Origin of the sequence: Nonomuraea sp. NPDC050383 (assembly GCF_044459125.1) — a bacterium.
Taxonomy (GTDB): domain Bacteria; phylum Actinomycetota; class Actinomycetes; order Streptosporangiales; family Streptosporangiaceae; genus Nonomuraea.
This window is the reverse complement of record NZ_JBITIP010000012.1, coordinates 159234-185856: the sequence shown is the minus strand read 5'-3', so window position 1 is coordinate 185856 and position 26623 is coordinate 159234. Positions and strand designations below refer to the sequence as shown.

The 26623-nt window shown below is 71.2% G+C and carries 22 protein-coding genes and 1 pseudogene; 8 read left to right on the top strand and 15 right to left on the bottom strand.

Translation table 11 applies throughout. The features are described from left to right. Positions 1-31 precede the first annotated feature (31 nt). From ACIBG4_RS28175 to ACIBG4_RS28150, 6 genes are all read right to left on the bottom strand, one after another. Positions 32-1402 carry a GH1 family beta-glucosidase gene (locus ACIBG4_RS28175; protein ID WP_310709366.1) on the bottom strand — a complete coding sequence of 457 codons (1371 nt, stop codon included), beginning with the start codon at positions 1400-1402 and terminating at the stop codon, positions 32-34. Continuing rightward, positions 1399-2202, bottom strand: coding sequence for a carbohydrate ABC transporter permease (locus tag ACIBG4_RS28170; protein ID WP_397204362.1), 804 nt, complete (start codon positions 2200-2202; stop codon positions 1399-1401). The genes ACIBG4_RS28175 and ACIBG4_RS28170 overlap by 4 nt, the downstream gene beginning before the upstream one ends. Further along, positions 2199-3158: a carbohydrate ABC transporter permease gene (locus tag ACIBG4_RS28165; protein ID WP_397204361.1), complete on the bottom strand. Its 960-nt coding sequence runs from the start codon at positions 3156-3158 to the stop codon at positions 2199-2201. Before ACIBG4_RS28165 ends, ACIBG4_RS28170 begins: the two co-directional genes overlap by 4 nt. Beyond that, positions 3155-4444, bottom strand: a complete 1290-nt coding sequence (locus ACIBG4_RS28160) for an extracellular solute-binding protein (protein ID WP_397204360.1) — start codon at positions 4442-4444, stop codon at positions 3155-3157. Before ACIBG4_RS28160 ends, ACIBG4_RS28165 begins: the two co-directional genes overlap by 4 nt. Before the next feature lie 151 nt (positions 4445-4595). Continuing rightward, positions 4596-5486 (bottom strand): serine/threonine-protein kinase, encoded by an 891-nt coding sequence (locus ACIBG4_RS28155; RefSeq protein ID WP_310709362.1) that lies wholly within the window; start codon positions 5484-5486, stop codon positions 4596-4598. Positions 5487-5540: 54 nt separating this feature from the next. Next, entirely contained in the window at positions 5541-7463 is a 1923-nt protein-coding gene (locus ACIBG4_RS28150; protein WP_397204358.1) for an N-6 DNA methylase, read from the bottom strand. A 76-nt stretch (positions 7464-7539) separates the two neighbouring features. Here ACIBG4_RS28150 and ACIBG4_RS28145 point away from each other — a divergent pair, with 76 nt between their 5' ends. Both ACIBG4_RS28145 and ACIBG4_RS28140 read left to right on the top strand, forming a co-directional pair. After that, positions 7540-8310 (top strand): PP2C family protein-serine/threonine phosphatase, encoded by a 771-nt coding sequence (locus tag ACIBG4_RS28145; protein WP_397204357.1) that lies wholly within the window; start codon positions 7540-7542, stop codon positions 8308-8310. A gap of 93 nt (positions 8311-8403) precedes the next feature. Beyond that, positions 8404-9288 (top strand): CHAP domain-containing protein, encoded by an 885-nt coding sequence (locus ACIBG4_RS28140; protein WP_397204444.1) that lies wholly within the window; start codon positions 8404-8406, stop codon positions 9286-9288. A gap of 27 nt (positions 9289-9315) precedes the next feature. Here the strand turns inward: ACIBG4_RS28140 and ACIBG4_RS28135 are convergent, their stop codons facing one another. Further along, positions 9316-10368, bottom strand: a complete 1053-nt coding sequence (locus ACIBG4_RS28135) for a glucose 1-dehydrogenase (RefSeq protein ID WP_397204356.1) — start codon at positions 10366-10368, stop codon at positions 9316-9318. An 86-nt stretch (positions 10369-10454) separates the two neighbouring features. Here ACIBG4_RS28135 and icmF point away from each other — a divergent pair, with 86 nt between their 5' ends. Together icmF and tpx are read left to right on the top strand one after the other, a co-directional pair. Further along, a complete protein-coding gene (icmF, locus tag ACIBG4_RS28130; protein ID WP_397204355.1) occupies positions 10455-13679 on the top strand; it encodes a fused isobutyryl-CoA mutase/GTPase IcmF in 3225 nt (1074 codons plus the stop codon). A gap of 99 nt (positions 13680-13778) precedes the next feature. Then, a complete protein-coding gene (gene tpx / locus ACIBG4_RS28125; protein WP_310709357.1) occupies positions 13779-14279 on the top strand; it encodes a thiol peroxidase in 501 nt (166 codons plus the stop codon). Positions 14280-14343: 64 nt separating this feature from the next. Here the strand turns inward: tpx and ACIBG4_RS28120 are convergent, their stop codons facing one another. Then, on the bottom strand, positions 14344-15147 hold the full coding sequence (locus ACIBG4_RS28120) for an SAM-dependent methyltransferase (RefSeq protein WP_310709356.1): 804 nt from the start codon (positions 15145-15147) through the stop codon (positions 14344-14346). A gap of 169 nt (positions 15148-15316) precedes the next feature. Between ACIBG4_RS28120 and ACIBG4_RS28115 the strand changes: the two genes are divergently transcribed. After that, positions 15317-16081: a helical backbone metal receptor gene (locus ACIBG4_RS28115; RefSeq protein WP_397204354.1), complete on the top strand. Its 765-nt coding sequence runs from the start codon at positions 15317-15319 to the stop codon at positions 16079-16081. A 19-nt stretch (positions 16082-16100) separates the two neighbouring features. Here ACIBG4_RS28115 and ACIBG4_RS28110 read toward each other — a convergent pair whose 3' ends face one another. The 5 genes from ACIBG4_RS28110 to ACIBG4_RS28090 are packed head-to-tail and all read right to left on the bottom strand — an operon-like array spanning position 16101 to position 21335. Beyond that, positions 16101-17267: an ROK family transcriptional regulator gene (locus ACIBG4_RS28110; RefSeq protein WP_397204353.1), complete on the bottom strand. Its 1167-nt coding sequence runs from the start codon at positions 17265-17267 to the stop codon at positions 16101-16103. 3 nt (positions 17268-17270) lie between these two features. Continuing rightward, positions 17271-18152 carry a carbohydrate ABC transporter permease gene (locus tag ACIBG4_RS28105; protein WP_397204352.1) on the bottom strand — a complete coding sequence of 294 codons (882 nt, stop codon included), beginning with the start codon at positions 18150-18152 and terminating at the stop codon, positions 17271-17273. Beyond that, complete coding sequence (locus ACIBG4_RS28100) at positions 18136-19056, bottom strand: carbohydrate ABC transporter permease (protein ID WP_397204351.1); 921 nt, start codon at positions 19054-19056, stop codon at positions 18136-18138. Before ACIBG4_RS28100 ends, ACIBG4_RS28105 begins: the two co-directional genes overlap by 17 nt. After that, a complete protein-coding gene (locus tag ACIBG4_RS28095; RefSeq protein WP_310709351.1) occupies positions 19053-20414 on the bottom strand; it encodes an extracellular solute-binding protein in 1362 nt (453 codons plus the stop codon). Before ACIBG4_RS28095 ends, ACIBG4_RS28100 begins: the two co-directional genes overlap by 4 nt. Positions 20415-20447: 33 nt before the next feature. Further along, positions 20448-21335 carry a sugar phosphate isomerase/epimerase gene (locus tag ACIBG4_RS28090; protein ID WP_310709350.1) on the bottom strand — a complete coding sequence of 296 codons (888 nt, stop codon included), beginning with the start codon at positions 21333-21335 and terminating at the stop codon, positions 20448-20450. Between the two features lie 112 nt (positions 21336-21447). On the opposite strand from ACIBG4_RS28090, the gene ACIBG4_RS28085 reads away from it, so the two are divergent. The 3 genes and pseudogenes from ACIBG4_RS28085 to ACIBG4_RS28075 all read left to right on the top strand — a co-directional run. Then, a complete protein-coding gene (locus ACIBG4_RS28085; protein WP_397204349.1) occupies positions 21448-22476 on the top strand; it encodes a zinc-binding alcohol dehydrogenase in 1029 nt (342 codons plus the stop codon). Positions 22477-22481: 5 nt separating this feature from the next. Beyond that, positions 22482-23267, top strand: coding sequence for a sugar phosphate isomerase/epimerase family protein (locus tag ACIBG4_RS28080; protein WP_397204348.1), 786 nt, complete (start codon positions 22482-22484; stop codon positions 23265-23267). Beyond that, a pseudogene (locus tag ACIBG4_RS28075) lies at positions 23264-24442 on the top strand (MGH1-like glycoside hydrolase domain-containing protein); the annotation flags it as partial. The gene ACIBG4_RS28080 and the pseudogene ACIBG4_RS28075, both read left to right, overlap by 4 nt. Before the next feature lie 9 nt (positions 24443-24451). Here the strand turns inward: ACIBG4_RS28075 and ACIBG4_RS28070 are convergent. Further along, the gene (locus tag ACIBG4_RS28070) at positions 24452-25612 is read right to left on the bottom strand and encodes a zinc-binding dehydrogenase (protein ID WP_397204347.1); all 1161 of its coding nucleotides are present in this window, start codon (positions 25610-25612) and stop codon (positions 24452-24454) included. Further along, positions 25605-26573, bottom strand: a complete 969-nt coding sequence (locus tag ACIBG4_RS28065; protein WP_397204345.1) for a Gfo/Idh/MocA family protein — start codon at positions 26571-26573, stop codon at positions 25605-25607. The genes ACIBG4_RS28070 and ACIBG4_RS28065 overlap by 8 nt, the downstream gene beginning before the upstream one ends. Positions 26574-26623 lie beyond the last annotated feature (50 nt).

Here is a 26623-nt window from a genome sequence, read left to right as displayed (position 1 = left end):
GCGCCGGCGAGAGGGTGAGCACGGGCAAAATCTACAGCCCGTTCCTGACGATCACGTCCCTGAACCACAGCGCGCTGTCCTTCGGTGTACGGGCCTGCGTGGCGTAGTCGACGTGGACGATGCCGAACCGGCGGCGGTAGCCCTCGGCCCACTCGAAGTTGTCCAGCAGCGACCACACGAGGTAGCCGCGCAGGTCGGCGCCCGCCTCGATGGCGCGGTGCGCCTCGCGCAGGTGCCCGTCGAGGTAGGAGACCCGGTCGGCGTCGTGGACCCGGCCGTCCACGACGACGTCCTCGAAGGCCGCGCCGTTCTCGGTCACCATGAGGGGCGTGCCCGGATAGTCCCGCGACAGCCGAAGGAGCAGCCGTGACAGGCCGTCCGGCACGATGGGCCAGCCCATGGCCGTGGCCGGGGCGTCGGCGCCCCGGAAGCCGACGTCCTCCGTGCCCGGCCAGGCGGCGTCGGCCGGCTCGCCGGGGCTGGCCTCCACCACGCAGGGGTTGTAGTAGTTCACGCCGATCTGGTCGATCGGCGCGGAGATCAGCTCCAGATCGCCGTCCAGGATGTGGCCGGTGCCGCCGTTGCGCCGCGCCGCCTCCAGCACCGCCTCCGGGTAGCGGCCGTGGACGGCGGGGTCGAGGAACTGCCCGGTCAGCAGGGCGTGGACGCGCTCCACCGCCGCCGCGTCCGCCTCCCCGGGCACCGCGGACGGGTCGCCCACCTGGGCGGGGGTGAGCACGGGCGCCGAGTTGACGACGAGCATGAGGCTCTCCGCCCCCAGCTCCCGCAGCCGGGCCGCCGCCAGGCCGTGGCCGAGCATCAGGTGGTGCGCGGCGCGCATCGCCGCCGCCGGGTCGCGGCGGCCGGGCGCGTGCACGCCGTTGCCGTAGCCGAGGTACGCCGCGACCCACGGCTCGTTGAGCGTGGTCCAGTGGCGGACCCGGTCGCCCAGCCGGGCGTGCACGGCCTCGGCGTACCCGGCGAAGCGGTACGCGGTGTCGCGGGCCGTCCAGCCGCCGCGGTCCTCCAGCGCCTGGGGCAGGTCCCAGTGGTAGAGCGTGGCGTACGGCGTGACGCCGGCGGCCAGCAGCTCGTCCACGAGCCGGTCGTAGAAGGCGAGGCCCCGGGAGTTGGCGGGGCCCGTGCCGTCCGGCTGGACGCGGGGCCAGGCCACGGAGAACCGGTAGGCGGCCAGCCGCAGCTCCCGCATGAGCGCGACGTCGTCGGCGTAGCGGTGGTAGTGGTCGCAGGCGACGTCGCCGGTGTCGCCGCCGGCCACGTTGCCGGGGGCGTGGGAGAAGGCGTCCCAGATCGACTGGCCGCGCCCGTCCTCCTTGACCGCCCCCTCGATCTGGTACGAGGCCGTGGCGGCACCCCAGACGAAACCTTCCGGAAAAATCATCCTTTGACTGCTCCTTGCATGATTCCGCCGATGATCTGCCTGCCGAACACGGCGAAGATCAGGACGAGGGGGAGGGTGCCGACCGCCGTGCCGGCCAGGCCGAGCACGTAGTCGTTGACGTAGCCGCTGGCCAGCGTGGACAGGGCCACCTGCACGGTCGGGTTGTCCGGGGTGAGCACGACCAGCGGCCAGAAGTAGTCGTTCCAGGCCGACATGAACGTCAGCATGCCGAGCACCGCCGCCGCGGGCCGCGCGACCGGCAGCACGACGTGCCAGAACAGTCCCCACGTCGTGCACCCGTCCACCCGCCCCGCCTCCAGCAGCTCGCCCGGCAGGGCGCGCGACAGGAACTGGGTCATGAAGAACACCCCGAAGGCGTTGACCAGCGCGGGCACCACCAGCGCGTACATGGTGCCGGTCCACTCCAGCTTCACCATGAGCAGGTAGAGCGGGATGATGCCGAGCTGCGCCGGGACGGTCATGGTGGCGACCGTGACGAGCAGCAGGGCGTTGCGTCCGCGGAAGCGGAGCTTGGCGAACGCGAACCCGGCCAGCGTGGACAGGAACATGACCGCGACCGAGATCGACCCCGCGACCAGCACCGAGTTGACCAGGGCCAGGCCGAACGGCACGGTGTCGAAGACGCGGGCGACGTTGGCGAAGAAGTTGCCGCCCGGCCAGAGCGGCGGCGGCACCTGGGCCAGCGCCGAGTTGTGCCGGGAGGCCACCACCACGCTGTAGTAGAGCGGGAAGGCGGAGAAGAAGACGACCGCGATCAGGGTGAGGTAGCGCAGCCTCATGCCACACCGCCCTTCAGCCGGCGCGTGAGCAGGTAGTTGACCCCGGCGACCAGCGCGACGGCGAGGAACATGAGCCAGGACGCCGCCGCCGCGTAGCCGAAGTCGAACTTGGTGAAGCCCTGCTCGTAGACGAACAGCGCCAGCGTCTGGTACTGCCGGTCGGGCCCGCCGCTCGCGCCGACGCCCCCGGCGCCGCTGCTCGCGCTGAACAGCAGCGGCTCGGCGATGATCTGCATGGCGCCGATCGTGGAGACCACGACCACGAAGACGATCGTCGGCCGGATCATGGGGATCGTGATCCTGCGCAGCTGGGTGAACCCGCCGGCGCCGTCGAGGGTCGCCGCCTCGTACAGCTCACGGGGGACGGCCTGCATGGCGGCCAGGAAGATCAGCGCGTTGTAGCCCGTCCAGCGCCACATGATCATCGTGGACAGGGCGACGTGCGAGGTGGCCGTGCCCGCCGCCCAGTCGACCGCGCCGGCGCCGAACCAGGACAGCACCCAGTTGATCAGCCCGAAGTCCCGGCCGAAGAGCTGGCTGAAGATGACCACGACGGCCACCACGCTGGTGACGTTCGGCAGCAGCAGCGACACCCGGAACAGCGTCTGGAAACGCAGCGGCCGGTTGAGCAGGTGCGCGAGCCAGATCGCCAGGACGAGCTGCGGCACCGTGGACAGGACGCCGATGGACAGCGTGTTGGCCACGGCGTTCCAGAAGTAGCCGTCGGCGAGCAGCGTGCCGTAGTTGGCGACGCCCACGAACGCGTGCTCGTCCGACAGCAGCGTCCAGTCGTGCAGGCTCACCCAGGCGGTGTAGGCCAGCGGGAACAGCCCGAAGGCGCAGAAGAGCAGCAGGAACGGCGCGACGTAGGCGTACGGCGACACCCTCACGTCGAGGGTGTGCCGCACGCCCCGCCGGTGCCGCCGCCGGGCCACGGCGAGGGGGAGAGAGCTCATTTGATCTTCTTGACGTCCTCGAGGACCTGCGCCCACGCCTGGTCGGGGGTCTGCTTGCCCTGCTCGACCCGGCCGAGCCCGTCACCGATGACGACGCGGACCTCGGCCTCCTTGGGCCCCAGGTGCTGCGGCTTGAGCGCCTTGGCGGCCTCGGAGTAGATCTTGCCGATGGGGGCGTCGCCGAAGAACGGCTTGGTGAAGCTCTGGATCGACGGGTCGTCGTACAGGGCGGGGATCGACGGGAACGTGCCCTCCTCCTTGAAGACCTTGGCCTGGTTCTCCTTGGAGGTGAGGAAGTCGATCAGCTCCGCCGCCTCCTTCGGGTGCTTGCTCTGCTTGGGGATCATCAGGTGGGAGCCGCCGCTGTTGCCGGAGCCGCCCGGCACGGTCGCGATGTCCCACTTGCCCGTCGCGTCCTTGGCCTGCTCCTGGATGAAGCCGGTCATCCAGGCGGGGCAGATGATCGTGGCGAACGAGCCCTTGGCGAAGCCGGTGTTCCACGGCGGCGAGAAGGCGGCCAGCTTGGCGGTCAGCTTGTCGGAGGTGAGCTGGTTGGACAGGTCCCATGCCTGCTTCACGGCCGGGTTGGAGCCCACGATGATCGTGTCCTGGTCGTCGTACAGGCCGGTCGGCGCCTGGTTGACCATGGCGCGGAAGATCTCGCCGGGGCTGTCGACGAACTTGGCGCCGGCCACGTTCGCGGCGGCGAACTTCCGGCCGGTCTCGATGTACTTCTCCCAGGTCGGCCAGAGAGCCGCCACCTCGGCCCGGTCGGTGGGCAGGCCGGCCTTGGCGAACAGGTCCTTGCGGTAGCACATGGCCAGGCCGCCCACGTCGGTGCCGAGGCCGAGGAGCTGGCCGCCCTGCTTGCTCAGCCCCTGCTGCCACTTCCAGTCGAGGTACTCGCCCTGCCGCTTGTCCAGGCCGTACTGCTTGAGGTCCTGGAACTTGGCGGGCTGGGCGGTGAACGTGCTGATGTAGCCGACCTCGACGGCCTCGATGTCGTCCGCGCCGGCGTTGGTGGCCAGGCGCTTGACCAGGTTGTTGTGGTGGTCGTTGAACTGGGTGACGTGCTCGGTGATCTCGATGTTCGGGTGGGTCTTCTTGTACTCCTCGTAGAGCGGCTTGAAGCCGAAGTCGCCGAACAGGCCGATGCTGAGCTTGACCTTCTCGCCGGGCTTGGCGGCGGTCCCGTCGCTGTCACCTCCGCCGCCGCACGCCGTGGCCAGGGCCAGGAGGGACGCGGCGAGCAGGGGGACGGCGAGGCGCTGGAGACGAGGGGGCATGGGACCCTCCTGGGTCGGAGCGGGGGGTGTCGGTCGATGCGAGAGAGCGCTCTCTCGACAGAGTCGCGGGCCTCACCCAAGGCTGTCAATTGCTGTGAGATAACGATCAGAAAGGCTGAGAGAGCGCGTTCACGCCTAGGGCGATCCGGTCTCAGGCGGTGAGCACGCGGCCGACCATCCGGGCGTACATGCGGCCCGGGCTCGGCGCCTTGGCCAGGAAGCCGGGCAGCATGGGCAGCCCCACCGCGTACGGCTCCAGCCGCTCGTACAGCTCGTCCGCCCCCGCCGGTCGGTCGTCGGGCCGCTTCTCCAGCAGCTCGGCCAGCAGCTCGCCGAGCCCGGCGGGCAGGCCCGGGATGGCCGGGGGTCGCTCCTTGACCTGCTTCTCGAACACCACGTAGTCCGTCGGCCCCGTGAAGAGCTGCCGGCCGGTCAGCATCTCGTGCATGACGCAGCCCAGCGCGTACAGGTCGCTGCGGGGCTCGGCGACGCCCCGCTGGATCTGCTCGGGCGCCATGTAGGCGGGTGTGCCGAGGATCTGCCCGATCCGGGTGAACGTCGTGACGTCGGCGTCGCGCAGCATGGCGAGGCCGAAGTCGAGCACCTTCACGCTGCCGTCGGGGCACAGCATGAGGTTGGTCGGCTTGAGGTCGCGGTGGCAGATCGACAGGGCGTGGGCGGCCGACAGCACCGCGCACGCCTGCGCGGCGATCGCGGCGGCCCACGGCACCGGCAGCGGCCCGTGCTCGCTGACCACGTCGGCCACCGTGACGCCCTCGATGAACTGCATCACCTGGAACAGCCGCTGCTCGTGGGTGCCGAAGTCGTAGAGCACCGGCGCGCCCGGGTGCTCCAGCCGGGCCAGGATGCGGGCCTCCCGGATGAAGCGGCGCTCCAGCTCGCCGTCCGGCCCGCTCGGCAGCCGCAGCAGCTTCACCGCGACCCGGCGGTCGAGATGGCGGTCGTGGCCCGCGTAGACGGCCCCCATGCCGCCCTGCCCGAGGGGGAAATCACCGAGCACGTAGCGGTCGCCGATGACCATTCGCCCCTCCATACCGCCTTTCCGGAAGAAACTACACCGTCAACCTCCCCCGCCTCACGGGGTGAGGCCAGGAGCGGGCGGGTGCAGGTGACCGTCGGCCAGCCCGTCGAGGCCCAGCCGGATGAGCGTCTGGCCCAGCGCCGAGGTCTCGCGCAGCGCGTCCTCCAGCACCGCGAGCTGCCGGAACGCCTCGCCGTACGCGCGCTGCTCCTCCAGCGACAGGCGCGGCAGGCGGGTGCGGCGCACGTCGAAGCGGCTGGAGCCGGTGGTCGCGCGGCCCCCGGCGGCCCGCAGGAAGCCGGCCAGGAAGTCGGGGTCGAGGCGACGCTGGTCCACCCGGTAGAGCGTGAGGTGCGGCCCGAGCACGCAGCCGCCCTCGGCCATGACCCGGACGCTGGAGTAGGACGCCACCACGTCACCGGGGCGCACCTGCACCAGGCCCTGCTGCCCGCCCGCGTGGCCGGAGGGCGGCGCGCCGCCGGCCACGTCGTCGGCCGTGAGCACCGCCAGGTCGCCGCCGTCGGCGGCCATCTTGGGCGGCGCCTGGAGCACCGTCACGAGGCCCTCCTTGATGAGGTCGCCGACGGTGGTGGCGGGCTGGTCGAGCGGCTGGTCCAGGACTTTCAGGTCGGGCGGTGTCGTGGAGGCGGCCAGGAAGCGGTCGCGCGCCTCGGTGAAGGCCCGCCCGACGTCGTCGCGGCGCTGGTGACGGGCCGGCGTCATGTCCACCTCGTCGGCCAGCAGGTCGATGATGCGCACCGTACGGTCGGAGCGGTCGTCGAGGTAGTCGCGCCAGGCCGGCTCGACGGCGGACAGGTCGGCCGTCGCGTCGAGGATGAGCACGTCGGACGGCGGGCGCTCGCCCGCGCGCGGCCGGCGCAGCAGCCACAGGTCGGAGCCGGGCAGCGCGACGACGCCGCGCAGGGCGCCGGCCCGCAGCAGGTTGGCCCGGATGCGGCGGCCCGCCTTGCGGCTCGCGGCCGCGGGCGGCATGAGGATCGCGACCAGGCCGCCGGGCTTGACGTGGGTCAGGCAGTGCTGCACCCAGGCCAGCTCCGGCTCTCCCCGCGGCGGCAGGCCGTACTCCCAGCGCGGGTCGCCGGTCAGCTCCTCGTAGCCCCAGGCGCGCTCGTTGAACGGCGGGTCGCACAGGACGGCGTCGGCCTTCTCCCCGGCGAAGGCGTCGTGGCGGATGGCGTCGCCCGCGACGACCCGCGCCTCGGCGCCGCGCAGCCGCAGCCGGGCGGCGGCGATGCGGGCGGAGGTGTCGCTGAGGTCCTGCCCGAGCACGCGGGCCGCCTCGGGCGCGAGCAGCAGCGTGCCGACGCCGCACGCGGGGTCCAGGATCGTGCCCGGCGCCGAAGGGTCCGTCACGAACCGGCCGTCGATCAGGGAGGTCGGGGAGCGGCCGTCCGCCAGGGAGGTCGTGGGCCGGCCGTCCGTCGCGGGGTGGGCGTCCGCCGGGACGGTGCTCACCAGGCGGACCATCAGCGCGGCGACGTCCTCCCGGGTCACCGAGAGCTGCCGCGAGTGGGCCTCCAGGTAGCGCTCGCACAGGAACTCGTACGCCCTGAGAGGGCCGTCGCGCTCGGCCAGCTCGGTCAGCAGCCCCGCCAGCTCGGGCTCCAGCTCGCCGTCGCCGCCGGTGGACAGGTCCGTGGACAGGTCCGTGGAAAGGCCGGTGGAAAGGCCGGTGGAAAGAAACGTGCCCGCCGCGGCGACAAGTTCACCCAGGCGTAGATCTCCGGCGGCTTTCAGGCGCTGCCACACACGATCTCCGAGGGATACCTGGTAGGACTTCCCATAGCGGCGCAGCCACGCCTCCACCTGTCGCAGCGAGAACAATGGCTGATTCGCGGTTCCGCCGACGGGACGGGGGAAGTCGTCGTGGCGGCGTCGCCAGTTGCTCACCGCGGCCCGCCCGACCCCCGCGAGCCGGGCGATGTCCCCGGCGTTCACGGTCGGGTCGTGGCTCATGCGGACCAGAGTAGTTCACAAGAGTCTTCAGCGCATCTGCTTGTGAAGTCTTTCAACCAATGATTTACTGCTAGGTATGAAGCACAACATCCGCTATGCCGCCGGATCAGATGTGGGGCGCCGCAGGGAGCAGAACGAGGATTCCGGCTACGCGAGCGGCCGGTTGCTCGTGGTGGCTGACGGGATGGGCGGCCACGCGGCCGGCGAGCTCGCGAGCTCGGCGGCGATCGCCGTCATGCGCGAGCTGGATGCCACGCTTCCGGAGACGGGCTCCGACCTGGAGGCGGCCCTTGAGGGCGCCGTGCACGAGGCGGCGCGCCGGCTGGTCGAGCTGGCGGAGATCGACCCGGCGCGCAGGGGAATGGGAACCACGGTGACCGCCATGCTCTGGGACGGTTACCGGTTCGCCCTGGCTCATCTCGGTGACTCCCGCGGATACCTGCTTCGCGATGGTGCTCTTTACCAGATGACCAAGGATCACACACTTGTGCAGTCGATGGTGGACGAAGGGCGGATAACGGAGGATCAGGCCGCCGTTCATCCCCGTCGCTCCATGGTGCTGCGGGTGCTCGGCAGCGAGGGCCGGGCCGAGCCCGACATGGCGCTGCGCGAGGCCGAGCCCGACGACCGCTACCTGCTGTGCTCCGACGGGCTCACGGCCGTGCTGGGCCCGGAGGCGCTGCACGAGGTGCTGACCACGCACCCCGACCCGGCGCTGGCCGTGCAGCGCCTCATCGACCTGGCCAACGAGGGCGGCTCGCCCGACAACGTGACCGTGATCGTGGCCGACGTGGTGGCGCCGGGCACGGGCGACGAGCAGGTCTACCGCGTCGGCGCGGGCGCCTAGGCCCGCCCCTTCGATCCCTTCGGTCACAGAAGTGCCTTTTCTCCTCAGAGCTAGCCACTTTCGCGGTGGGCGGCCCGCGCTCGCCGCGCGGCGATTACCGTACATCGTGATCTGCCGGATTTTCTGGGAGGAGTCGCACTGGACCCCATCGCGGAAGCTCTGCTGCGGCAAGTCCGTCCGGAAGTCGGCTACCGGGAGAAGAGCGGCCAGAACACCAAGTTCGGCCACTGGTACGCCGAGCGCGTCCAGGACGCCCAGTACCGGGACGCGCCCTGGTGCGACATGTTCATCGCCTGGGCGGCGGACCGGGCCGGCATCGCCGACTACGTCGGCCGGTTCGCCTGGACGCCGTCCCACGCGGCGTGGTTCATCAAGCAGGGCGCCTGGTCGTCCCGGCCCGAGCCGGGGGCGCTGGTCTTCTTCGACTGGAAGGGCGGCAAGAGCTACCAGGGCATCGACCACGTCGGCATCGTCGAGAGCGTCTCCGGTGGAAAGATCCACACCATCGAGGCGAACGTCGACGGCGTCTGGCTCAAGCGCAAGGTCCGCGAGACCGACAAGGTCGTCGGCTACGGCCTGCCGCGCGTGGTCAAGGCCAACGCCACGCTGAGCGAGATCCGGGCCACCGAGCATCCGCTCGCGCCGCTGCCCAGGGCGCGGGAGCCGCAGGGGTCGGTGTTCGACGTGCTGGGCACGCCGCACGCGCTGCTCGCCGTCATGGTGCTGACGACGATCGTGCTCTCCTTACGCTTCGCCGGACGCCGCCGCGGCACCCACCGCCGCTTCACCTGGCCCTGGAACGCGCCGTCCGGCCCCCGCCCCACCGTCGTGTCCTGGACCGAGGCGGACCCCTCCTGGCTGGACGTGGACGACCACGACGGCGACCGTGTCCCCGTCGTCGCGGGCCACGGCTCCGGAGGCCCCGCGCGCGGCGGCGCCGCCCCCTCCCGTCGCCGCCCGTACGAGCCGAAACCCTGACGCCGGCACGGAGCGGCGCGGCCGGGATCAGCCGCCGAGGTCGATGACCAGCTTCACGTCGTCGCTGTGGCCCTCTATGGCCTGCGGCGCCTCCTCCAGCGGCAGCCGCCTGGTGATCATGCGCTCCAGCCAGGCGCGATCCGCCGCCGCCAGCGCCTCCGCCGCGGCCCGGAAGTGGCGCTGGTTGGCGTTGACCGAGCCGAACACCACGTCGTTCTCCAGCACGATCTCCCGGTTGATCCGCCCCACGTCCGCGTCCAGCACCTTGCCCGCCGCCGACACGCCGGTCAGGCAGACGACGCCGGCGGCCCCGCTCGCCACCAAGGCGTCGAGCACCATCGGACCCGCCCCCGTGGCCTCGACGATGATGTCCGGGCGCAGGTCGCGCACCGGCTCCAGCGTGCTCCCGGAGTGGAAGACGGCGCCGAGCGAGCGCACCAGGTCGGGCTTGATCCCCTCGGTGACCCGGTCGATGACGTGGACCTCCAGCCCTCGCTGCTTGCCGAGCAGCGCGGCCAGCAGGCCGATCGGCCCCGCCCCGACGACGAGCGCCGTACGCGGCCCGAACCACGCCCGCGAGCCCACGGCCTCGATCTGCTCCCACGCCTTGGCCAGGACCGAGGCCGGCTCCATCAGCACCCCGACCCGCTCCAGCCCGGGGTGGAGCCGCACCGCGTAGTCCTCCTCCACGGTCCACCGCTCGCTGCCGTAGCCGTCGAGCGCCTTGATGCCGCGCTCGGTGTAGCGGCCGTTGCGGCACATGTCGAACTCGCCTCTGGCGCAGGCCGGGCACGGCTCCGGGTCGGGCCGGCGCACGACGCCCACGACGAGGTCGCCGGGGGAGAAGGAGGACCCCTCGGGAGCCCGGATCACCCTGCCGAGCGACTCGTGCCCGATGATCATGGTCTTCTTGCCGTCCTGCTCGAAGCCGTACTCGCCGGAGGCCAGCTCCCGGTCCGTGCCGCAGATGCCCAGCGCCAGCCCCTGGACGAGCAGTTCGCCCGGTCCGGGCTCCGGGTCGGGCACCTCTTCGACGCGCAGCGTCCCCGGAGCTCCCGGCTGGAAGGTGATCGCACGCATGCCGTACCTGTACCCGGCGGGCGACAGGAAATAGTAGGACGTCCTAGTATCTTGGGAGTAGGCCGCTCAAAGAGGAGTGATCAGGCGTGCACGTTCCGGTCCATCCCGTCCGCTTCGTGACGGCAGCCGCCCTGTTCGACGGCCATGATGCCGCGATCAACATCATGCGGCGCATCCTCCAGTCGCAGGGCGCCGAGGTCGTCCACCTCGGCCACAACCGGTCGGTGGACGACATCGTCACCGCCGCCATCCAGGAGGACGTCCAGGGCGTCGCGATCAGCTCCTACCAGGGCGGCCACGTCGAGTTCTTCACCTACCTCGTCGAGCTGCTGCGCGAGCGCGGCGCGGGACACGTCAGGGTGTACGGCGGAGGCGGCGGCGTCATCGTGCCGGAGGAGATCGAGCTGCTGCACTCCCGGGGCGTCAGCCGGATCTTCTCGCCCGAGGACGGCCAGCGTTACGGCCTGCCCGGGATGATCAACAAGCTCGTCGAAGAGTGCGACGTCGAGCTCGGCGACCCGCCCTCGGTGGACGCCGTGGTCTCGGGCGACCAGGCCGCCCTGGCCCGGGCGATCACCCTGGTGGAGTCCGGTCGCGCCCCGGCCGAGCTGCTCGACGGGCTGCGCACGGCGGGGAGCGCCGACGGGCCGGCGGGGCGGCGCGCGCCCGTGCTCGGCATCACCGGCACCGGCGGCTCGGGCAAGTCCTCGCTCACCGACGAGCTGGTACGGCGGCTGCGCGTGGACAACGACGACAAGCTGCGCATCGCGATCGTCGCCATCGACCCCACCCGCAGGCGCGGCGGCGGCGCGCTGCTCGGCGACCGCATCCGCATGAACAGTCTCGGCCCGCAGACCTACTTCCGCTCGCTGGCCACCCGGGGCGCCGCCAACGAGGTGCCCGCCTGCCTGGACGACGTGGTCGCCGCCTGCCGCGCCGCCGGGTACGACCTGGTGATCGTGGAGACGCCCGGAATCGGCCAGGGCGACGCCGGCATCGTGCCGCACGTGGACGTGCCGATCTACGTCATGACCCCCGAGTTCGGCGCGGCGTCCCAGCTGGAGAAGATCGACATGCTCGACTTCGCCGAGGCCGTGGTGATCAACAAGTACGAGCGGCGCGGGGCCGAGGACGCCCTGCGCGACGTGCGCCGCCAGCTCGTGCGCAACCGGGAGGCGTTCGGCGTCTCGCCCGACGACATGCCGGTGTTCGGCACGATCGCCGCCCGGTACAACGACGCGGGGGTGACGGCCCTCTACCACCACCTCAAGGGCCTGCTCGTGGACCGTGGCCTGCCGGCCGGGCCGGGGCTGCTCGCGCCCGTGCGCGGCCGTACCTCCGAGACCTCCGCCGCGATCGTCCCGCCCGCCCGCGTCCGCTACCTGGCCGAGATCGCCGAGACCGTCCGCGCGTACCACGCCGAGACGCTCGCCCAGGCGGAGGTGGCCCGGCGGCGTCAGCAGCTCACCGCCGTGCGGTCCATGCTGGAGGGCGAGGACGAGCGGCTGGCCGAGCTGGAGGTGCGGGCCGGGCGGGAGCTGACCGGCGAGAGCCGGGCGCTGCTCGACTCCTGGCCCGCCACCCGCGAGCAGTACACCGCCGACGAGCTGGTCGTCCGCGTCCGCGACCGGGAGATCCACACCCCGCTGTGGCGCGAGACGCTGTCCGGCAGCCGCATCCCCCGGGTGGCCCTGCCCCGCTACACCGACCACGGCGACCTGCTCCGGTTCCTGCGCTCGGAGAACCTGCCGGGCCGTTTCCCGTTCACCGCCGGGGTGTTCCCGTTCAAGCGCGACGACGAGGACCCCACCCGGATGTTCGCGGGCGAGGGCGACCCGTTCCGCACCAACCGGCGCTTCAAGCTGCTCTCGGAGGGGCAGCCCGCCACCCGGCTGTCCACCGCGTTCGACTCGGTGACGTTGTACGGCAACGACCCCGCCCCCCGCCCCGACATCTACGGAAAAGTCGGTACTTCGGGGGTGTCGATCGCGACGCTCGACGACATGAAGGCGCTCTACGACGGCTTCGACCTGTCGGCGCCCAACACGTCCGTGTCGATGACCATCAACGGCCCGGCGCCCACCATCCTGGCCTTCTACCTCAACGCCGCCGTCGACCAGGCCCTCGACCGGTTCCGCGCCGAGCAGGGGCGGGAGCCGTCGGAGGAGGAGGCGCGCGACCTGCGCGCCCGCACCCTCGCCACCGTCAGGGGCACGGTCCAGGCCGACATTCTCAAGGAGGACCAGGGGCAGAACACCTGCATCTTCTCCACGGAGTTCTCGCTGCGGATGATGGCCGACATCCAGGAGTGGTTCATCGCCAACGGCGTGCGCAACTTCTACTCGGTGTCGATCTCCGGCTACCACATCGCCGAGGCCGGGGCCAACCCGATCAGCCAGCTCGCGTTCACGCTGGCCAACGGCTTCACCTACGTCGAGGCGTACCTGGCGCGCGGCATGAACGTCGATGACTTCGCCCCGAACCTGTCGTTCTTCTTCTCCAACGGCATGGACCCCGAGTACAGCGTGCTCGGACGGGTGGCCCGGCGCGTCTGGGCCGTCGCGATGCGCGAGAGGTACGGCGCCGGGGAGCGCTCGCAGAAGCTGAAGTACCACATCCAGACGTCGGGCCGGTCCCTCCACGCCCAGGAGATGGACTTCAACGACATCCGCACCACCCTGCAGGCGCTGATCGCCGTCTACGACAACTGCAACAGCCTGCACACCAACGCCTTCGACGAGGCGGTCACCACCCCGTCGGCCGACTCGGTGCGCCGCGCCATGGCCATCCAGCTCATCATCAACCGCGAGTGGGGCCTGGCCCGCAACGAGAACCCGCTCCAGGGCTCGTTCGTCATCGAGGAGCTGACGGACCTGGTGGAGGAGGCCGTGCTGAGCGAGTTCGAGCGGCTCTCGGACCGGGGCGGCGTGCTGGGCGCGATGGAGACGGGCTACCAGCGCGGGCGCATCCAGGACGAGTCGATGCTGTACGAGACGCGCAAGCACGACGGCTCGCTGCCGATCATCGGCGTCAACACGTTCCGCAACCCGCGCGGCGACGAGCCGCACGAGCGGAAGCTGGAGCTGGCCCGCGGCACCGAGGAGGAGAAGCGGTCACAGCTCGACCGGCTGAGCTCCTTCCACGAGCGGAACCGGTCCGAGGCGCCGGCGGCGCTGGCCCGGCTGCGGGAGGCCGCCATGTCGGAGGCCAACGCGTTCGAGGTGCTGATGGACGCCGCGCGGGTCTGCTCGCTCGGCCAGATCACCGACGCCCTGTTCGAGGCGGGAGGCCAGTACCGGCGCAACGTGTGAGACGACGCTCCTGAATGCCGCCCCGGACGTCGGCACGGTGATCGATCCACGCGCGGATAGGATCGCCACCGGGGACCACAGCTAACAGGAGGTTTTCTCATGTCCGAGATCACGTTCAAGGGCAACCCGGTCACGGTCGGGGGCACGTTCCCGGAGCCCGGTGACACGGCGCCCGAGTTCAGGCTGGTGGGCAAGGACCTCGCCGACGTCACGCTCGGGTCGTTCGGCTCCTCGGTGAAGGTGCTCAACATCTTCCCGAGCGTCGACACCGGCGTCTGCGCGGCCTCGGTGCGCCGCTTCAACCAGGTCGCCGCCGAGCACCCGGAGGCCGTGGTGCTGTGCGTGTCGGCCGACCTGCCGTTCGCGCAGCAGCGCTTCTGCGGCGCCGAGGGGCTCGACGGCGTGACCATGCTGTCGCTCATGCGGGGGCGGGAGTTCCTGGGCGAGTACGGCGTCGCGCAGGAGTCCGGGCCGCTGGCGGGGCTCGCCGCCCGCGCGGTGGTCGTGCTCGACGGCGACAACCGGGTGGTCCACTCCGAGCTGGTGCCGGAGATCACCCAGGAGCCGGACTACGACGCCGCTCTCGCCGCCCTGAAGTAACCGCCTGTCCGTGCCGGGGCGTCGCGCGATGGTCGCCGCCCCGGCCGTACGGGCCGCACGGGCCTCAGCTCTTGCGGCCGACCCCGCACACGATGAGGGACGACTGGGGGTCGTCGGCGAAGTCGATCATGTCCGTCTCGTCGGGCCGCCACTGCGGCAGCCACACCATGCCCGGCTCGACCAGGTCGAACCCGGCGAACAGCTCCCTGACACGGTCACGGCTGCGCAGGACCAGGGGAGAGGTCGCGCTCCGGTAGACCTCGACGCCCTTGTCCACGGCATCGGGCCGGGCGTCGCTGGTGCCGTGCGACATGACCAGGTAGCTGCCGGGGGCCATCGCCTCGCGCAGCGTCCCGATGATCTGTTCGGGGCCGTCGTCCTCGCTCACGAAGTGCATGACCGCGACGAGCAGCACCGCGACCGGCCGGCTGAAGTCGATTAACTTCAACACATCCGGATTTTTCAGGATGCTGCCGGGATCGCGGGCGTCGCCCTCGACGACGGTGGTGTTCTCGTCGTCGGCCAGCAACGCGCGGGCGTGGACGAGCACGACGGGATCACGGTCCACGTAGACGACGCGCGCCCCCGGCGCGACCTCCCTGGCGACCTCGTGCACGTTCCCCTGCGTGGGCAGCCCGGTGCCGATGTCCAGGAACTGGGTGACCCCGGCCGCGGCCAGATGCCGCACGGCCCGCCCGAGGAACGCCCGGTTGGCCCGCGCGGCGAGGCGTACCTCGGGTGCGACGGCCAGGATCTTCTCGGCGGCCTCACGGTCGGCCGGGAAGTGGTCCTTGCCCCCGAGGTAGTAGTCGTAGAGCCGGGCGACGTTGGGCGTGTTCGGATCGAAGCCCAGCGATTCTCGCTCCAACCGGAGATCCCCCGATCAAGATGTAACGATCTTTATGGGGGATTCTACGGATTCGTTATGTCCCTTGTGGAGAAGCTGCGCACATTCGGCTCAAAATTCACTTGATTTCACTCTTTTTCGGTCAGGCTCTCCGGGAAGAGATCGTAGGAGACCAGGTAAGGGGACATCTGTGACGGAACAGGACGCGGACGACGACACCGGGACAACCGTGCGGGTGCCCGAGGTCGTGACCAGGATCGTGTCACTGGTGCCGTCGCTGACCGAGTCGGTGGCGGCGACCGTTCCCGACGCGCTCGTCGGAGCCACCGACTGGTGCTCGCACCCCGCGGACCTGCACGTCACGCGCGTGCGCGGCACCAAGAACCCCGACCTCGACGCGATCCGGGACCTGCGTCCCGACGTCGTCCTGGCCAACGCCGAGGAGAACCGGGAGCCGGACCTCGCCGCCCTGCGCGCGACCGGAGTGGCCGTCTGGGTGACCAGGATCGAGACCCTGGACCAGGCGTTCGTCTCGCTGGAGCGGATGTTCCGGCACGCCTGCCGCGCCCGGCCGCCCGCGTGGCTGGAGGAGGCCCGCGAGGTGTGGCGCGAGCCGGCGCGGGGGCCGCGGCGCACGGCGGTCATTCCGATCTGGCGGCGGCCGTGGATGGTGGTGGGGCGCGACACGTTCACCGGCGACGTGCTGCGCCGGCTCGGCGTGGACAACCTGTACGCGGGTCACCCCGAGCGCTACCCCAGGGTGCCGCTGCCCGAGCTGGCCGCGCAGGCGCCCGACCTGGTGGTGCTGCCCGACGAGCCGTACGCCTTCAGCGCCGGCGACGGCCCGGAGTGCTTTCCCGGACTGCGGTGCGCGCTGGTCAGCGGGCGCGACCTCACCTGGTACGGCCCCTCCCTCGTGACGGCCCGCGACCGCCTCGCCGGCGCGCTGGCGTGACACCCGGGGGAGAGGGGGGTCAGGTGCCGGTCCTGGAGCGCCCGGACGGGGCGGCGAGGGCGGCGTCCACGGCCTCCGGGCTCAGCACGTGCTCCATGACGATGACCGCCGTGCCCACGATCCCGGCCAGCCGCCCCAGCGAGCTGGTCACGATCTTCAGGTTGCGCGTGGTGTACGGCAGGCTGCGCCGGTAGACGCTCTCCCGGATGCCGGTCAGGTAGTGCTCGCCGGTCTCGGCCATGTCGCCGGCCAGCACCAGGACGCCCGGGTTGAGCAGGCTGACCGCGGTCGCCAGCAGCACCCCGAGCGTCCGGCCCGCCTCCTGGGCGCGGGCGATGGCGGCCGGGTCGCCGGCCTGGACGAGACGCACCACGTCGCGGCTGGACTCCATGCCGAGGTCGGTGGCCAGGGCCTGGCCGCTGGCCAGCGAGGCGACGCAGCCGCGCGAGCCGCACGTGCAGACCCGGTCGTCGCTCTCGCGCAGCCGTACGTGACCGAGGTTGCCGGCGGCGTCCTCGACGCCCCGGTAGACAGTGCCGTCGAGCACCACGCCGGTGCCGATGCCGGTGGAGACCTTGACGAGGAGCAGCGCCCGGGTGCTCCGCCAGGAGCACCACCACTCGCCGAGCGCCATCGCGTTCGCGTCGTTCTCCACGAGCACCGGCACGCCGAACGCCGCGCTGAGGCTCTCCCCGATGGGGTGGTCGTCCCAGCCGGGCATGAGGAACGACCTGATCAGCCTGCCGGTGCCGTGGTCCACCGAGCCGGGCAGGTCGACGCCGATGCCGCACACCCGCTCGCGCGGCATGCCGGTCCGGTCGAGCAGCCGCTGGAAGGCCTGCCGCACCCACGTCAGCACGGCGTCGGGCCCCCGGTCGATGCGCATCTCGCTGTGCTCCTCGGCCAGCGGCCGGGCGGCGAGATCGGTGAGCGCGACATGGGCGTGGCCGGCGCCGAGGTCGGCCACGAGCACCAGGCGCTTGCCGGCGTCCAGGTCGAGCACCGAGGGCGGCCGGCCGCCCCCTGAGCTGGCGACGCCGGACTCGTGGATGTAGCCGGCCTCGATCAGCCGGTCCACCCGGTCGGTGATCGTGGAGCGGGACAGACCGGTGTACTCGATGAGTTCCTTACGGGTGCGGCAGGAGCCATCGCGGATGAGCTGGAGGATGTGCCCCGCCGTCAGCATGGTCTACCCCTTCTCCGCTCCTGCCGTGAGGCCCTCGGTCAGCAGACGCTCGCCGGCGAAGAACACGATCACGATGGGCAGCGTGAGGACCACGGATCCGGCCATGAGCACCGTGGTCGGGATCTCGATGCTACCCGCGAGCTGGGACAGTCCCAGGGAAACCGTCCAGCTCTCCCGCCTCTCGACGAGGAAGAGCAGGGCGAACAGGAACTCGTTCCAGGCGATCATGAACACGTACAGACCGGTCGCCATGAGCGCGGGCTTGGACAGCGGCAGCACCACCCGCCAGATGGTCGACAGGCGCGAGCAGCCGTCGATCGCGGCGGCCTCCTCCACGCTACGCGGCACGGTCTCGAAGTAGTTGCGGAGCATGTATACCGTGACCGGCACGGTCTGCGCGATGTAGACGAGGATGAGGCCGAGCAGCGACCCGCGCAGCCCCATCATCGTGAACAGCACGAAGAGCGGGATGGCCAGCACGATCGCCGGGAAGAGGTAGACCGACAGGAACAGGAAGTGGACCTGCCGGTGCCCGAAGAAGCGCAGCCGGGCCACCGCGTACGCGCCGGGGATGGAGATCAGCAGCGTGACCACCACGGACGCCACGGCGACGATCGCGCTGTTGCGCATGAAGGTCAGGAACCCCTGCCGGTCCAGCACGTCCGCGTAGGTGGACAGCGTGAGGTTCCGGGGCCAGAGGGAGCCCGGGTCCAGGATGAGCTCCTGGATGTCGCGGACCGACAGCGTGATCATGTAGAGGAACGGGAACGCGGTGACGGCGACCAGCGCCGCGATCACCAGCGGCTTGAGCACGCGCAGGACCGCCCGCTCCACCCGGTCCCTGCTCATCGGCCTGGCGCTCGTCCGCTCAGCCGTTGCGCTCACGTTCGCCTCCCGCGAAGAACCTGAGGTAGAGGACCAGGAAGACGACCAGCACGACGGCGAGCACGATGGCCTGGGCGGCGGAGGCCCCGATGTCGTCGCGCGCGGTCAGGAAGTTGTAGACGCGCACGCTGACCACCTCGGTCCCGGCTCCGCCGCCGGTGAGCAGGTACACGTCGTCGAACTTGGTGAAGGTGAACACGAAACGCAGCACGGCCAGCAGCGCGATGACCCGCGCGAGCTGCGGCAGGACCACGTGCCGGAAGCGCTGCGTGGGCGTCGCCCCGTCCACCAGGGCCGCCTCCTCCAGATCGGCGGGCAGCGCCTGGAGCCGGGCCAGGATGAACAGGAACGCGAACGGGAAGTACCGCCACGCCTCGAACGCGATGACCGTCAGCAGCGCCACCGGCACCTCCACCCCGAGGAAGGTGCCCTTGGCCTGGCTGAGGAAGGCGATCGGCTGGCTGAGCCAGGTGTTCACGATGCCGTACTGGGGGTTGAGCATCGTCTCCCACAGGAACGCGACGGCCACGACCGGAGCCACGTACGGCACGAGGATGGAGGCCCGCACCAGCGTGCGCCCCCTGAACCGGTCGCGCAGCGCCAGCGCGGTGACCAGCCCGACGGCGATGGACAGCGCCGTGCCGGCCACGGTGTAGACGAGCGTGTTGACCAGCGCGGTCCAGAAGCCCGGCTCGGAGATCACGTACCGGAAGTTCTCCAGCGTGTAGCCGCCGAACAGGCCCTTGCTCCGGATGTTGATGAGCCGCACGTCCTGGAAGGCCAGCATGATCGCCCACAGGAGCGGCAGCACGACCACGACGACCGTGATGACCAGAGTGGGTGAGATCAGCGCGAGCCCGGCCCGCCCCTCCTGCTGCCTGAGAGTGCGGGGGCGCGGGCTCACTGGCGGATCCCGCGCTTGATGGTCTCGACGTCCTTCTTGGCCTGGGCGGCGGCGGCCTGGGGTGTCAGCGAGCCGTCCGCGACCTGGCTGAGCGCCTTCGGCACCGGCAGCTCGCCCATCGTGGCGCCCACCAGCTTGCCCTGGCCCTGCGTGATGCCCCAGCGGCCGAAGTGGTCGGGGCCGGCGCGCAGCGCGTCGAGCACGGAGACCGGGTAGACGTCGGCGAGCGGCTTCTTGGTGTCGACGCCGGCCGGCAGCTTGTTCCAGGCGGCGGCGTAGGTCTTGCGGGTGGGGAACTTGCCCTCCGGGGCCATCCCGATCCACCGCTCGTAGCCCTCGTTCATCGCGTACGCGACGAACTTGGCGGCGGGGTCCTTGGCCGCGTCGCGGGTGACGACCCACGAGACGATCTCCCCGTACTGGGCGGGCGCGCTCCCGTCGGGCCCCTTGAGCGCGGTGACGACGCCGGTGTTCCTGGCCAGCCAGCCCGGGTCCTTCTTGCACTGCTCACAGCTCGGCAACGCGTCCTTGCGCAGCCCCGCCAGCTCGTCGAGGATGAACGACGACCAGATGACCATGGCGGCCTTGCCGGAGAAGTAGGTGGCGCGGGTGGAGTCGACGTCCTGCTTGCCCTTGACCGAGTAGTTCCTGACGAGGCCGGCGTAGAAGCCGAACGCCTTCACGCACTGCGGCGAGTCGAGCGTGACGTTGCCGGAGCCGTCCACGAGCTGACAGCCGTTGGCCAGGGCCACGTGCTCGAAGCTCTGCGCGGTGAAGGAGTCCTTGGGGGCGATGGCCAGCGTGATGCCGGCGACGCCGCCGGTGTTGAGCTTGCGCGCCGCCGCCTCCAGCGCCTCGTACGTGTCGGGTGGCGCCAGCCCGGCCTTGTCGAACAGGTCCTTGCGGTACAGGACGAGCTGGGCCCAGGCGTCGCTGGGCACGGCCAGCAGCTTGCCGCCGGAGCTGTCGAGGTCGAGGGCGCGCTGGGAGAACGTGCCACGGCCCAGCTGGTCGACGACCTTGGCCGGCGTCTCGGTGTCGAGCAGGTCGTTGGCCTCCAGCTCGCGCACCGACGACAGCGGGAGGGCCCCGATGACGTCGGGCAGCTTGCCGGCGGCGGCCGCCGAGGTGACGATCTGGCTGAACTGGTCCTCGGCCACTCCGACCAGGTTCACCTTGATCCCGGTCTTCTTGGTGAAGTCGGCGGCGATCCGCTGCTGCACGGCCATCCGGTCAGGCAGGTTCTCCTCGGTCCAGACGGTGATCTGGTTGCTCGCCTTCTCCTCGTCGCCGCAGGCGGCCAATGTGGCCGTGGCCATCAGGGCGACACAGAGCACGGCGGTTGTCCTCTTCGGCATGGCGCGCTCCTCCGTTGCGGGGATATGCCGCACTTACCCCCGCACGAGATGGCGCAACGTCCGGTACGCGATACCGAGACCGGTCTGTACCCTGTCCGTGCTGCCGGTCCACTCGGGGTCCTCGTGCTCGACGGAGACCACCCCGTCGTACCCGCCTCGGCGCAGCGCGCCGATCACCATGGTCCAGTCGACCTGACCCAGCCCGGGCACCCGGAACCGGTACCACCCCTTCTCGCCGCTGATCGGGCCGTAGAAGCCGAAGCGGTTGATGGTGCCCGGCAGCAGCTCGGTGTCCTTGGCCTGCACGTGGGAGATCTGCGACATGTACGGCATGGCGGCCGCGACCGGGTCGATGCCGAGCGCGACGAGGTGCGAGGGGTCGTAGTTGAGCCGCAGCCCGAGCGTGAACATCCACTCCCACAGCTCGGGGGAGTAGGCCAGGTTGCCCGGGTAGCCGTCGGGGTGCCAGCTCTTCATCAGGCAGTTCTCGATGACGAGGTCGACGCCGTGGTCCCGGGCGTGGGCGACGAGGGGGCGGAAGACGCCCTCGGCGCGTTCGAGGTTGTCGCGGACCGACAGGCCGGGGTCACGGCCGACGAACGTGCCGACGGTGGGGCAGCCGAGCGCCGCCGCGGCCTCCACGCACCGGCGCACGTGCGCGTTCACCTCCGCCCCAGCGCGAGGGTGCAGATTGTTCTCGTAATAGGCGATCGAGGAAAGGGTGAGTCCGGTCTCTGCGAAGATTCTCCCGACCCGCTCTCTTTCGGCTTCGTCGAAACGGTCCACTCTGATGTGATTTCGGGTATCCGTCGACGGCCATCCGGCGACTTCGAGCGCCTCGAAACCATGCGCGGCGGCCCAGCGGGCGACATCCACGAGATCGAGCTCGGGGAGACAGGCGGTCAGGAAACCCAATTTCATTGTTACCTCCGTCGAAGTCCTGGACTTAAGAGTGTTATCCGCTCAACTATGGTCTGCGTGCACGTACTAATTCCTTGACTTTCGTTTGATCAATAATCGTAAGCGTGGGGGAATGCGCGTCATCACCTTTGAAGGACCAGGCCGCGTCCGTGTCGGCGTCGAGCCGCCCGCCGCCCTCGGTCCGGGCTCCGTCCGGGTCCGCACCCTGTATTCCGGGGTTTCGGCGGGCACCGAACTCACCGCCTACCGCGGCACCAATCCGTACCTCACCCGCAGGTGGGACGCCGAGCGCCGGCTCTTCGTCGACGGCCGCACCCACGCCTATCCGCTCACCGGATGGGGCTACCAGGAGGTCGGCGAGGTCGTCGAGGCCGCGCCCGAGGTCGCCGACCCGCCCGTCGGCAGCCTCGTGTGGGGCATCTGGGGCCACCGGGCGGAGGCCGTCGTGCCCGCCGAGCGGCTGGCCGGCCACGTGCTGCCGCCCGGCGCCGACCCGCTGACCGGCGTGTTCGCCCGCGTCGGCGCCATCGCGCTCAACGCCGTCCACGCGGCCGACCTGCGCCTCGGCGACCAGGTCGCCGTCTTCGGCCAGGGCGTCATCGGCCTGCTCGCCACCCGGATGGCCGTGCTCAGCGGCGCCCGGGTCCTCGCGGCCGACGCCATCCCGGCCCGGCTGGAGCTGGCCCGGGCCTTCGGGGCCGCGGAGACGTTCGACGTGCGCTCCGGCTCGGTCGCCGAGATCGTGCGCAAGCGCGTCGAGGGCGCCGACAGTGCCATCGAGCTGAGCGGCAGCCACCAGGGCCTGCACGAGGCCATCAGGACCGTGCGCCGGGGCGGCCGGGTCGTGGCCGCCGGCTTCTACCAGGGCGACGCGACCGGCCTGCGGCTGGGCGAGGAGTTCCACCACAACCAGGTGCAGCTCGTCTCCTCCCAGATCGGCGGCGTCGCCTCATGGCTGTCCCACCGCTGGGACGTCGAGCGGCTCCAGCGCACCTTCATGGAGCTCGTCCACCGGGCCGAGGTGAGCGTCCTCGGCCTGGTCAGCCACGTGGTCCCCGCAGGGGAGGCGGCCACGGCCTACGAGCTGCTCGACCACCGGCCGTCGGACGTCCTCCAGCTCGTCTTCCGATTCGAGGAGTGAGACAAGTGAAGCTTTCCGTCCAGGAGCAGCTTCTGCCCGGCCGCACGCTGCAGGAGAAGTTCGCCTTCGCGGTCGACGCCGGCTTCGACGCCATCGAGCTGCGCGGCAAGGGCGACTTCCACTTCGCCACCCGCCTGACCGAGCTCAAGCGCGCCCTGGCCGACGGCGTCGTCATGCCGACCGTGTGCGTGGACATGCCGCACTTCATCGGCGACTTCGACCCGGTCCGGCGCAAGGACGCCATCCAGCAGCTCAGGTCGCAGCTCACCGTGATCGCCGAGCTGGGCGGCATCGGCGTGATGACGCCGGCCTCCTGGGGCCAGTTCTCGCGCCGGCTGCCGCCGTTCGAGCCGCCCCGCGGTCCGGACGAGGACCGCGAGGTGCTGGCCGAGGCGCTCACCACGCTCGGCGAGCACGCCCAGCGCAACGGCGTGCTCATCATGCTGGAGCCTCTCAACAGGTACGAGAATCACATGGTGAACACGCTGGCCGAGGCCGTGTCGTACTGCTCGATGGAGGCGATCCGGGTGGCCGGCGACACCTACCACATGAACATCGAGGAGGACGACCCCTGCCGCTCGATCCTGCGGGCCGCCCCCTACCTTGCTCATATGCAGGTCAGCGAGTCCAACCGCAACCAGCCCGGCACCGGCCACCTCGACTGGGGCGCCCAGCTCGCCGCCCTCGACGCCGCCGGCTACGACGGCTACCTGGCGCTGGAGTGCCGCCTGCGTGGCGAGCCGGAGATCGTCCTTCCCCAGACCGCCTCCTTCATCAGGAAATTCCTATGATCCTCCGCGATGCCGTCCGCGTGCTCGTCGCCAACTGGGACGGCAGCTACACGGTCCCCTCCCGCACCCTCTACCCCCACCAGTGGAGCTGGGACTCCGCCTTCATCGCCATCGGCAACGCCCAGTGGTCGCCGCGCCGGGCCAGGTCGGAGCTGCTGACGTTGTTCGGGGCGCAGTGGCGCGACGGCCGGGTGCCGCACATCGTGTTCAACCCGGCGGTGCCGGAGGGCGCCTACTTCCCCGGACCGGAGTTCTGGCAGGTCAGCGCGCCCTCCGGGGCGCGGACCTCCGGCATCGTGCAGCCGCCCGTCCACGCGCTGGCCGCCTGGCGCGTCCACCTGGCCGACCCCGACACGGCGTTCCTGCGGCGGATCTATCCCCGCCTGGTCGCCCAGCAGGAGTACCTGCGCACCGCCAGGCGCTCGCCCGAGGGGCTCATCTCGATCGTCCACCCGTGGGAGTCGGGCATGGACAACAGCCCGGCCTGGGACGCGCCGCTGGCCGCCGTCGAGCCCGAGCCGTCCGCGTTCGTGCGCCGCGACACCACCTACGTCAGCGTGGACGAGCGGCCCACCGACCGCGACTACGCGCGTTACACGACCCTTGCCCGCGCCTACCGCGACACCGGTTACCGTCGCTCCGACGCCTTCCGGGTCGAGGACCCGCTGTTCAACACCGCGTACGGCGTGGCCGAGGTGGCGCTGGCCCGGATCGCGCGGGCCGTCGGGCACGACCCCGAGCCGCACCTGCGTGAGGCCGCCGCGCACACCTCCGCGATGGCCGAGCACCTCTACGACGACGGCCTCTTCCACGCCCGCGACATGCTCACCGGCTGCCTGGTGCGCTCCAACAGCGCCGCCGGGCTGACCCCGCTCATGCTGCCCGGCCTGCCGCGCGAGCTGGTCAACGAGCTGATCGGCACCGGGCTCGACCGTTTCGGGCTCAAGGACGGGATCCTGCCGAGCTTCGCGCCGGCCGCGCCCGAGTTCGACCCGGTCCGCTACTGGCGCGGCCCCGCCTGGATCAACCTCACCTGGCTGATCTGGCGGGGCCTGCGGCGGCGCCGGCCCGACCTGGCGGCGCCGCTCGCCGAGGGCATGGTCCGCGCCGTCGCCGAGTCCGGGTTCCGCGAGTACTTCGACCCGTTCACGCTGGAGGGGCACGGCTGCCACGACTTCAGCTGGTCAGCCGCCCTCGTCCTCGACGTCGCAGCGGAGGACGGCCTGGACGGCGTGACGCCGGCGGGCGGCCAGATCCGCGAGGAGGCCCGGCGCCTCGGCGAAATCGGCGACCTCGGTGACGAGGTGCTCGCGTAGCACCGCGCCGCGCCGCCCGAGCAGGGCGATCGTCTCGTACGAGAGCCGCTCCCTGTCCCAGGCGTGCGCGAGCCCGCGCGGCACCCGGCCGATCTGCGCGCACCGCAGCGACAGCCCGTTGTGGTGGAACTCCTCGCCGAGCCGCACCTCGTCCGCGCCGCCGGTGTAGAAGGCCAGGTCCACGACCGTGCCCTGGGGCCGCAGCATCCGCAGGGCCAGCGCGAGCGCCCAGGCCTGCCCACGGCACTGGAACACCACGTCGGCGCCCCGGTCGTCCGGGCCGTGCCGCCAGCGGCGCTTGAGCTCCACCGCCGGGTCCTCCTCCGTGGCGAGGGCCCCGGCTTTCAGGGCTCGGGCGCCCAGGGCCTCGGCGATCCGCAGCCGGGCGGGCGTCTCGTCCGCCACGACCACCTCCGCCGCCCCGTGCGCCAGCGCGAACGAGGCCGTGAGCAGTCCCACCACGCCCGCCCCGACGACGGCCACGCGCCGCCCGCGCACGCCGTCGCCGAGGTCCCGCACCGCGGGTCCGTGCAGGTCGGCGGCGGCGTGCAGCAGCCCGTTGGCGCAGATCGGCCCCATGTGCGCGACGTAGACGCCGAGCACCGGGTCGAGGCCGGCCGGCAGCTCCACGAACCGGTCCGTCAGCGGGTCGGCCACGTACCCGGTGCGGTGGCCGTACGCCATCGCGACCAGCGAGCCCTCGCGCACGGCCGCGGTACGGGCCTCGACCACCCGGCCGACCTGCATGTACCCGATGCCGCGCACGGGATAGCGGACCGCCGGCGCGCCCGGCCGGAACAGGCCGAGCGTCCGGTCCCAGGAGGCGGCGAGGTAGGGGTTGGTGCCCTTGACGTAGGTCAGCTCGGTGCCCGCGGAGATCCCGCTGTAGGCGGTCGCCACCCGGAACCCGCCCTCGGGCACCTCGGGCAGCTCCTCCTCGGCCAGGGTGATCTTGCCGGGGGCCTCGACGCACAGCACGCGGCTGCGCACCGTCGCGCCGCCCGTCACTCCGGCGCCGTGGTCAGTCATCCAGGGTCACCGGCCTTCCCTCGGCCGCCGACCTGGCCAGCGCGAGCGCCACCCGGTGGGTGCGCAGCGCCTCCGCGTACGGCACCCGCACGTCGCCGTCCGCGCCCCGCACGGCGTCGACGAACGCCCGGTCCACCAGCGTCTTCGCCCGTCCGGCGTCCTCGACGACCTCGCCGCCGTTGACGGTCAGCGAGGTCTCGGTCAGCTCCAGGGCGACACCGTCGGCGTAGACCTCCAGTCCCGCCCGGTGCTTGTGCCGCAGCAGGCTCGTGGTGGCCAGGGTGCCGGTGGCGCCGCCCGCGAAGCTCAGCACGGCGGCCACGGCCCGGTCCACCTCCCCGGCGGCGCCGTCGCCGCCCAACGCTGCGGGCACCGCGTGGACCATGGTGACCTCGCCGACCAGGACCCGGGCCAGGTCCAGGACGTGGACCGCCTGCTCGACGACCTGGCCGCCGGACCGGGCCGGGTCCAGCCACCAGCCGACCGGGGGGACCTTGTCGAGCCAGTGGCCGAGCGCCAGCCGTACCGGACGGTCGGCCAGCAGGTCACGGGCCCGGTCGAGAACGTCCAGGTAGCGCCAGTGATGCCCGACCGCCGAGGGCAGTCCACGCCGCTGGATTTCGGACGCGATGTTTTCCGCGGTCTTCAGGTCGAGTGCGAGCGGCTTTTCCACGAAAATCGGGAGATTACATGACAGAACATCATGCTCTGGCTTACCGTGCGCGAATGGGGGCACACAGACGTATACTGCGTCGAGTCTGCCCGCCTCCAGGAGCCCGGCATGGCCGTCAAAAGCCGGGACTCCGTGACGCGCGGCGAGCGCCTCGGCCTTGAGGGGATCGACGTCGGCGATTCCGGCGATCACCACATCGGGAAAACCTGACAGCACGTCCGCGTGACGCGCGGCGACATTTCCGGCACCGATGATGCCTACACGGGTGGTTGAGGACACATCTCGCATATCCCACTTTTACGCAAAATCAAACAACACGTTCAAACGTGCGGCTATAG

Excerpts from the sequence above, each read along its gene's own strand:
- ACIBG4_RS28065 (WP_397204345.1), bottom strand. The coding sequence starts at position 26,573 with ATGCGAGATGTGTCCTCAACCACCCGTGTAGGCATCATCGGTGCCGGA.
- ACIBG4_RS28095 (WP_310709351.1), bottom strand. The coding sequence starts at position 20,414 with ATGCCGAAGAGGACAACCGCCGTGCTCTGTGTCGCCCTGATGGCCACG.
- ACIBG4_RS28155 (WP_310709362.1), bottom strand. The coding sequence starts at position 5,486 with ATGGTCATCGGCGACCGCTACGTGCTCGGTGATTTCCCCCTCGGGCAG.
- ACIBG4_RS28070 (WP_397204347.1), bottom strand. The coding sequence starts at position 25,612 with ATGACTGACCACGGCGCCGGAGTGACGGGCGGCGCGACGGTGCGCAGC.
- ACIBG4_RS28160 (WP_397204360.1), bottom strand. The coding sequence starts at position 4,444 with ATGCCCCCTCGTCTCCAGCGCCTCGCCGTCCCCCTGCTCGCCGCGTCC.
- ACIBG4_RS28175 (WP_310709366.1), bottom strand. The coding sequence starts at position 1,402 with ATGATTTTTCCGGAAGGTTTCGTCTGGGGTGCCGCCACGGCCTCGTAC.
- ACIBG4_RS28170 (WP_397204362.1), bottom strand. The coding sequence starts at position 2,202 with ATGAGGCTGCGCTACCTCACCCTGATCGCGGTCGTCTTCTTCTCCGCC.
- ACIBG4_RS28135 (WP_397204356.1), bottom strand. The coding sequence starts at position 10,368 with ATGCGTGCGATCACCTTCCAGCCGGGAGCTCCGGGGACGCTGCGCGTC.
- ACIBG4_RS28150 (WP_397204358.1), bottom strand. The coding sequence starts at position 7,463 with ATGAGCCACGACCCGACCGTGAACGCCGGGGACATCGCCCGGCTCGCG.
- ACIBG4_RS28165 (WP_397204361.1), bottom strand. The coding sequence starts at position 3,158 with ATGAGCTCTCTCCCCCTCGCCGTGGCCCGGCGGCGGCACCGGCGGGGC.
- ACIBG4_RS28110 (WP_397204353.1), bottom strand. The coding sequence starts at position 17,267 with ATGCTGACGGCGGGGCACATCCTCCAGCTCATCCGCGATGGCTCCTGC.
- ACIBG4_RS28145 (WP_397204357.1), top strand. The coding sequence starts at position 7,540 with ATGAAGCACAACATCCGCTATGCCGCCGGATCAGATGTGGGGCGCCGC.
- tpx (WP_310709357.1), top strand. The coding sequence starts at position 13,779 with ATGTCCGAGATCACGTTCAAGGGCAACCCGGTCACGGTCGGGGGCACG.
- ACIBG4_RS28090 (WP_310709350.1), bottom strand. The coding sequence starts at position 21,335 with ATGAAATTGGGTTTCCTGACCGCCTGTCTCCCCGAGCTCGATCTCGTG.
- ACIBG4_RS28085 (WP_397204349.1), top strand. The coding sequence starts at position 21,448 with ATGCGCGTCATCACCTTTGAAGGACCAGGCCGCGTCCGTGTCGGCGTC.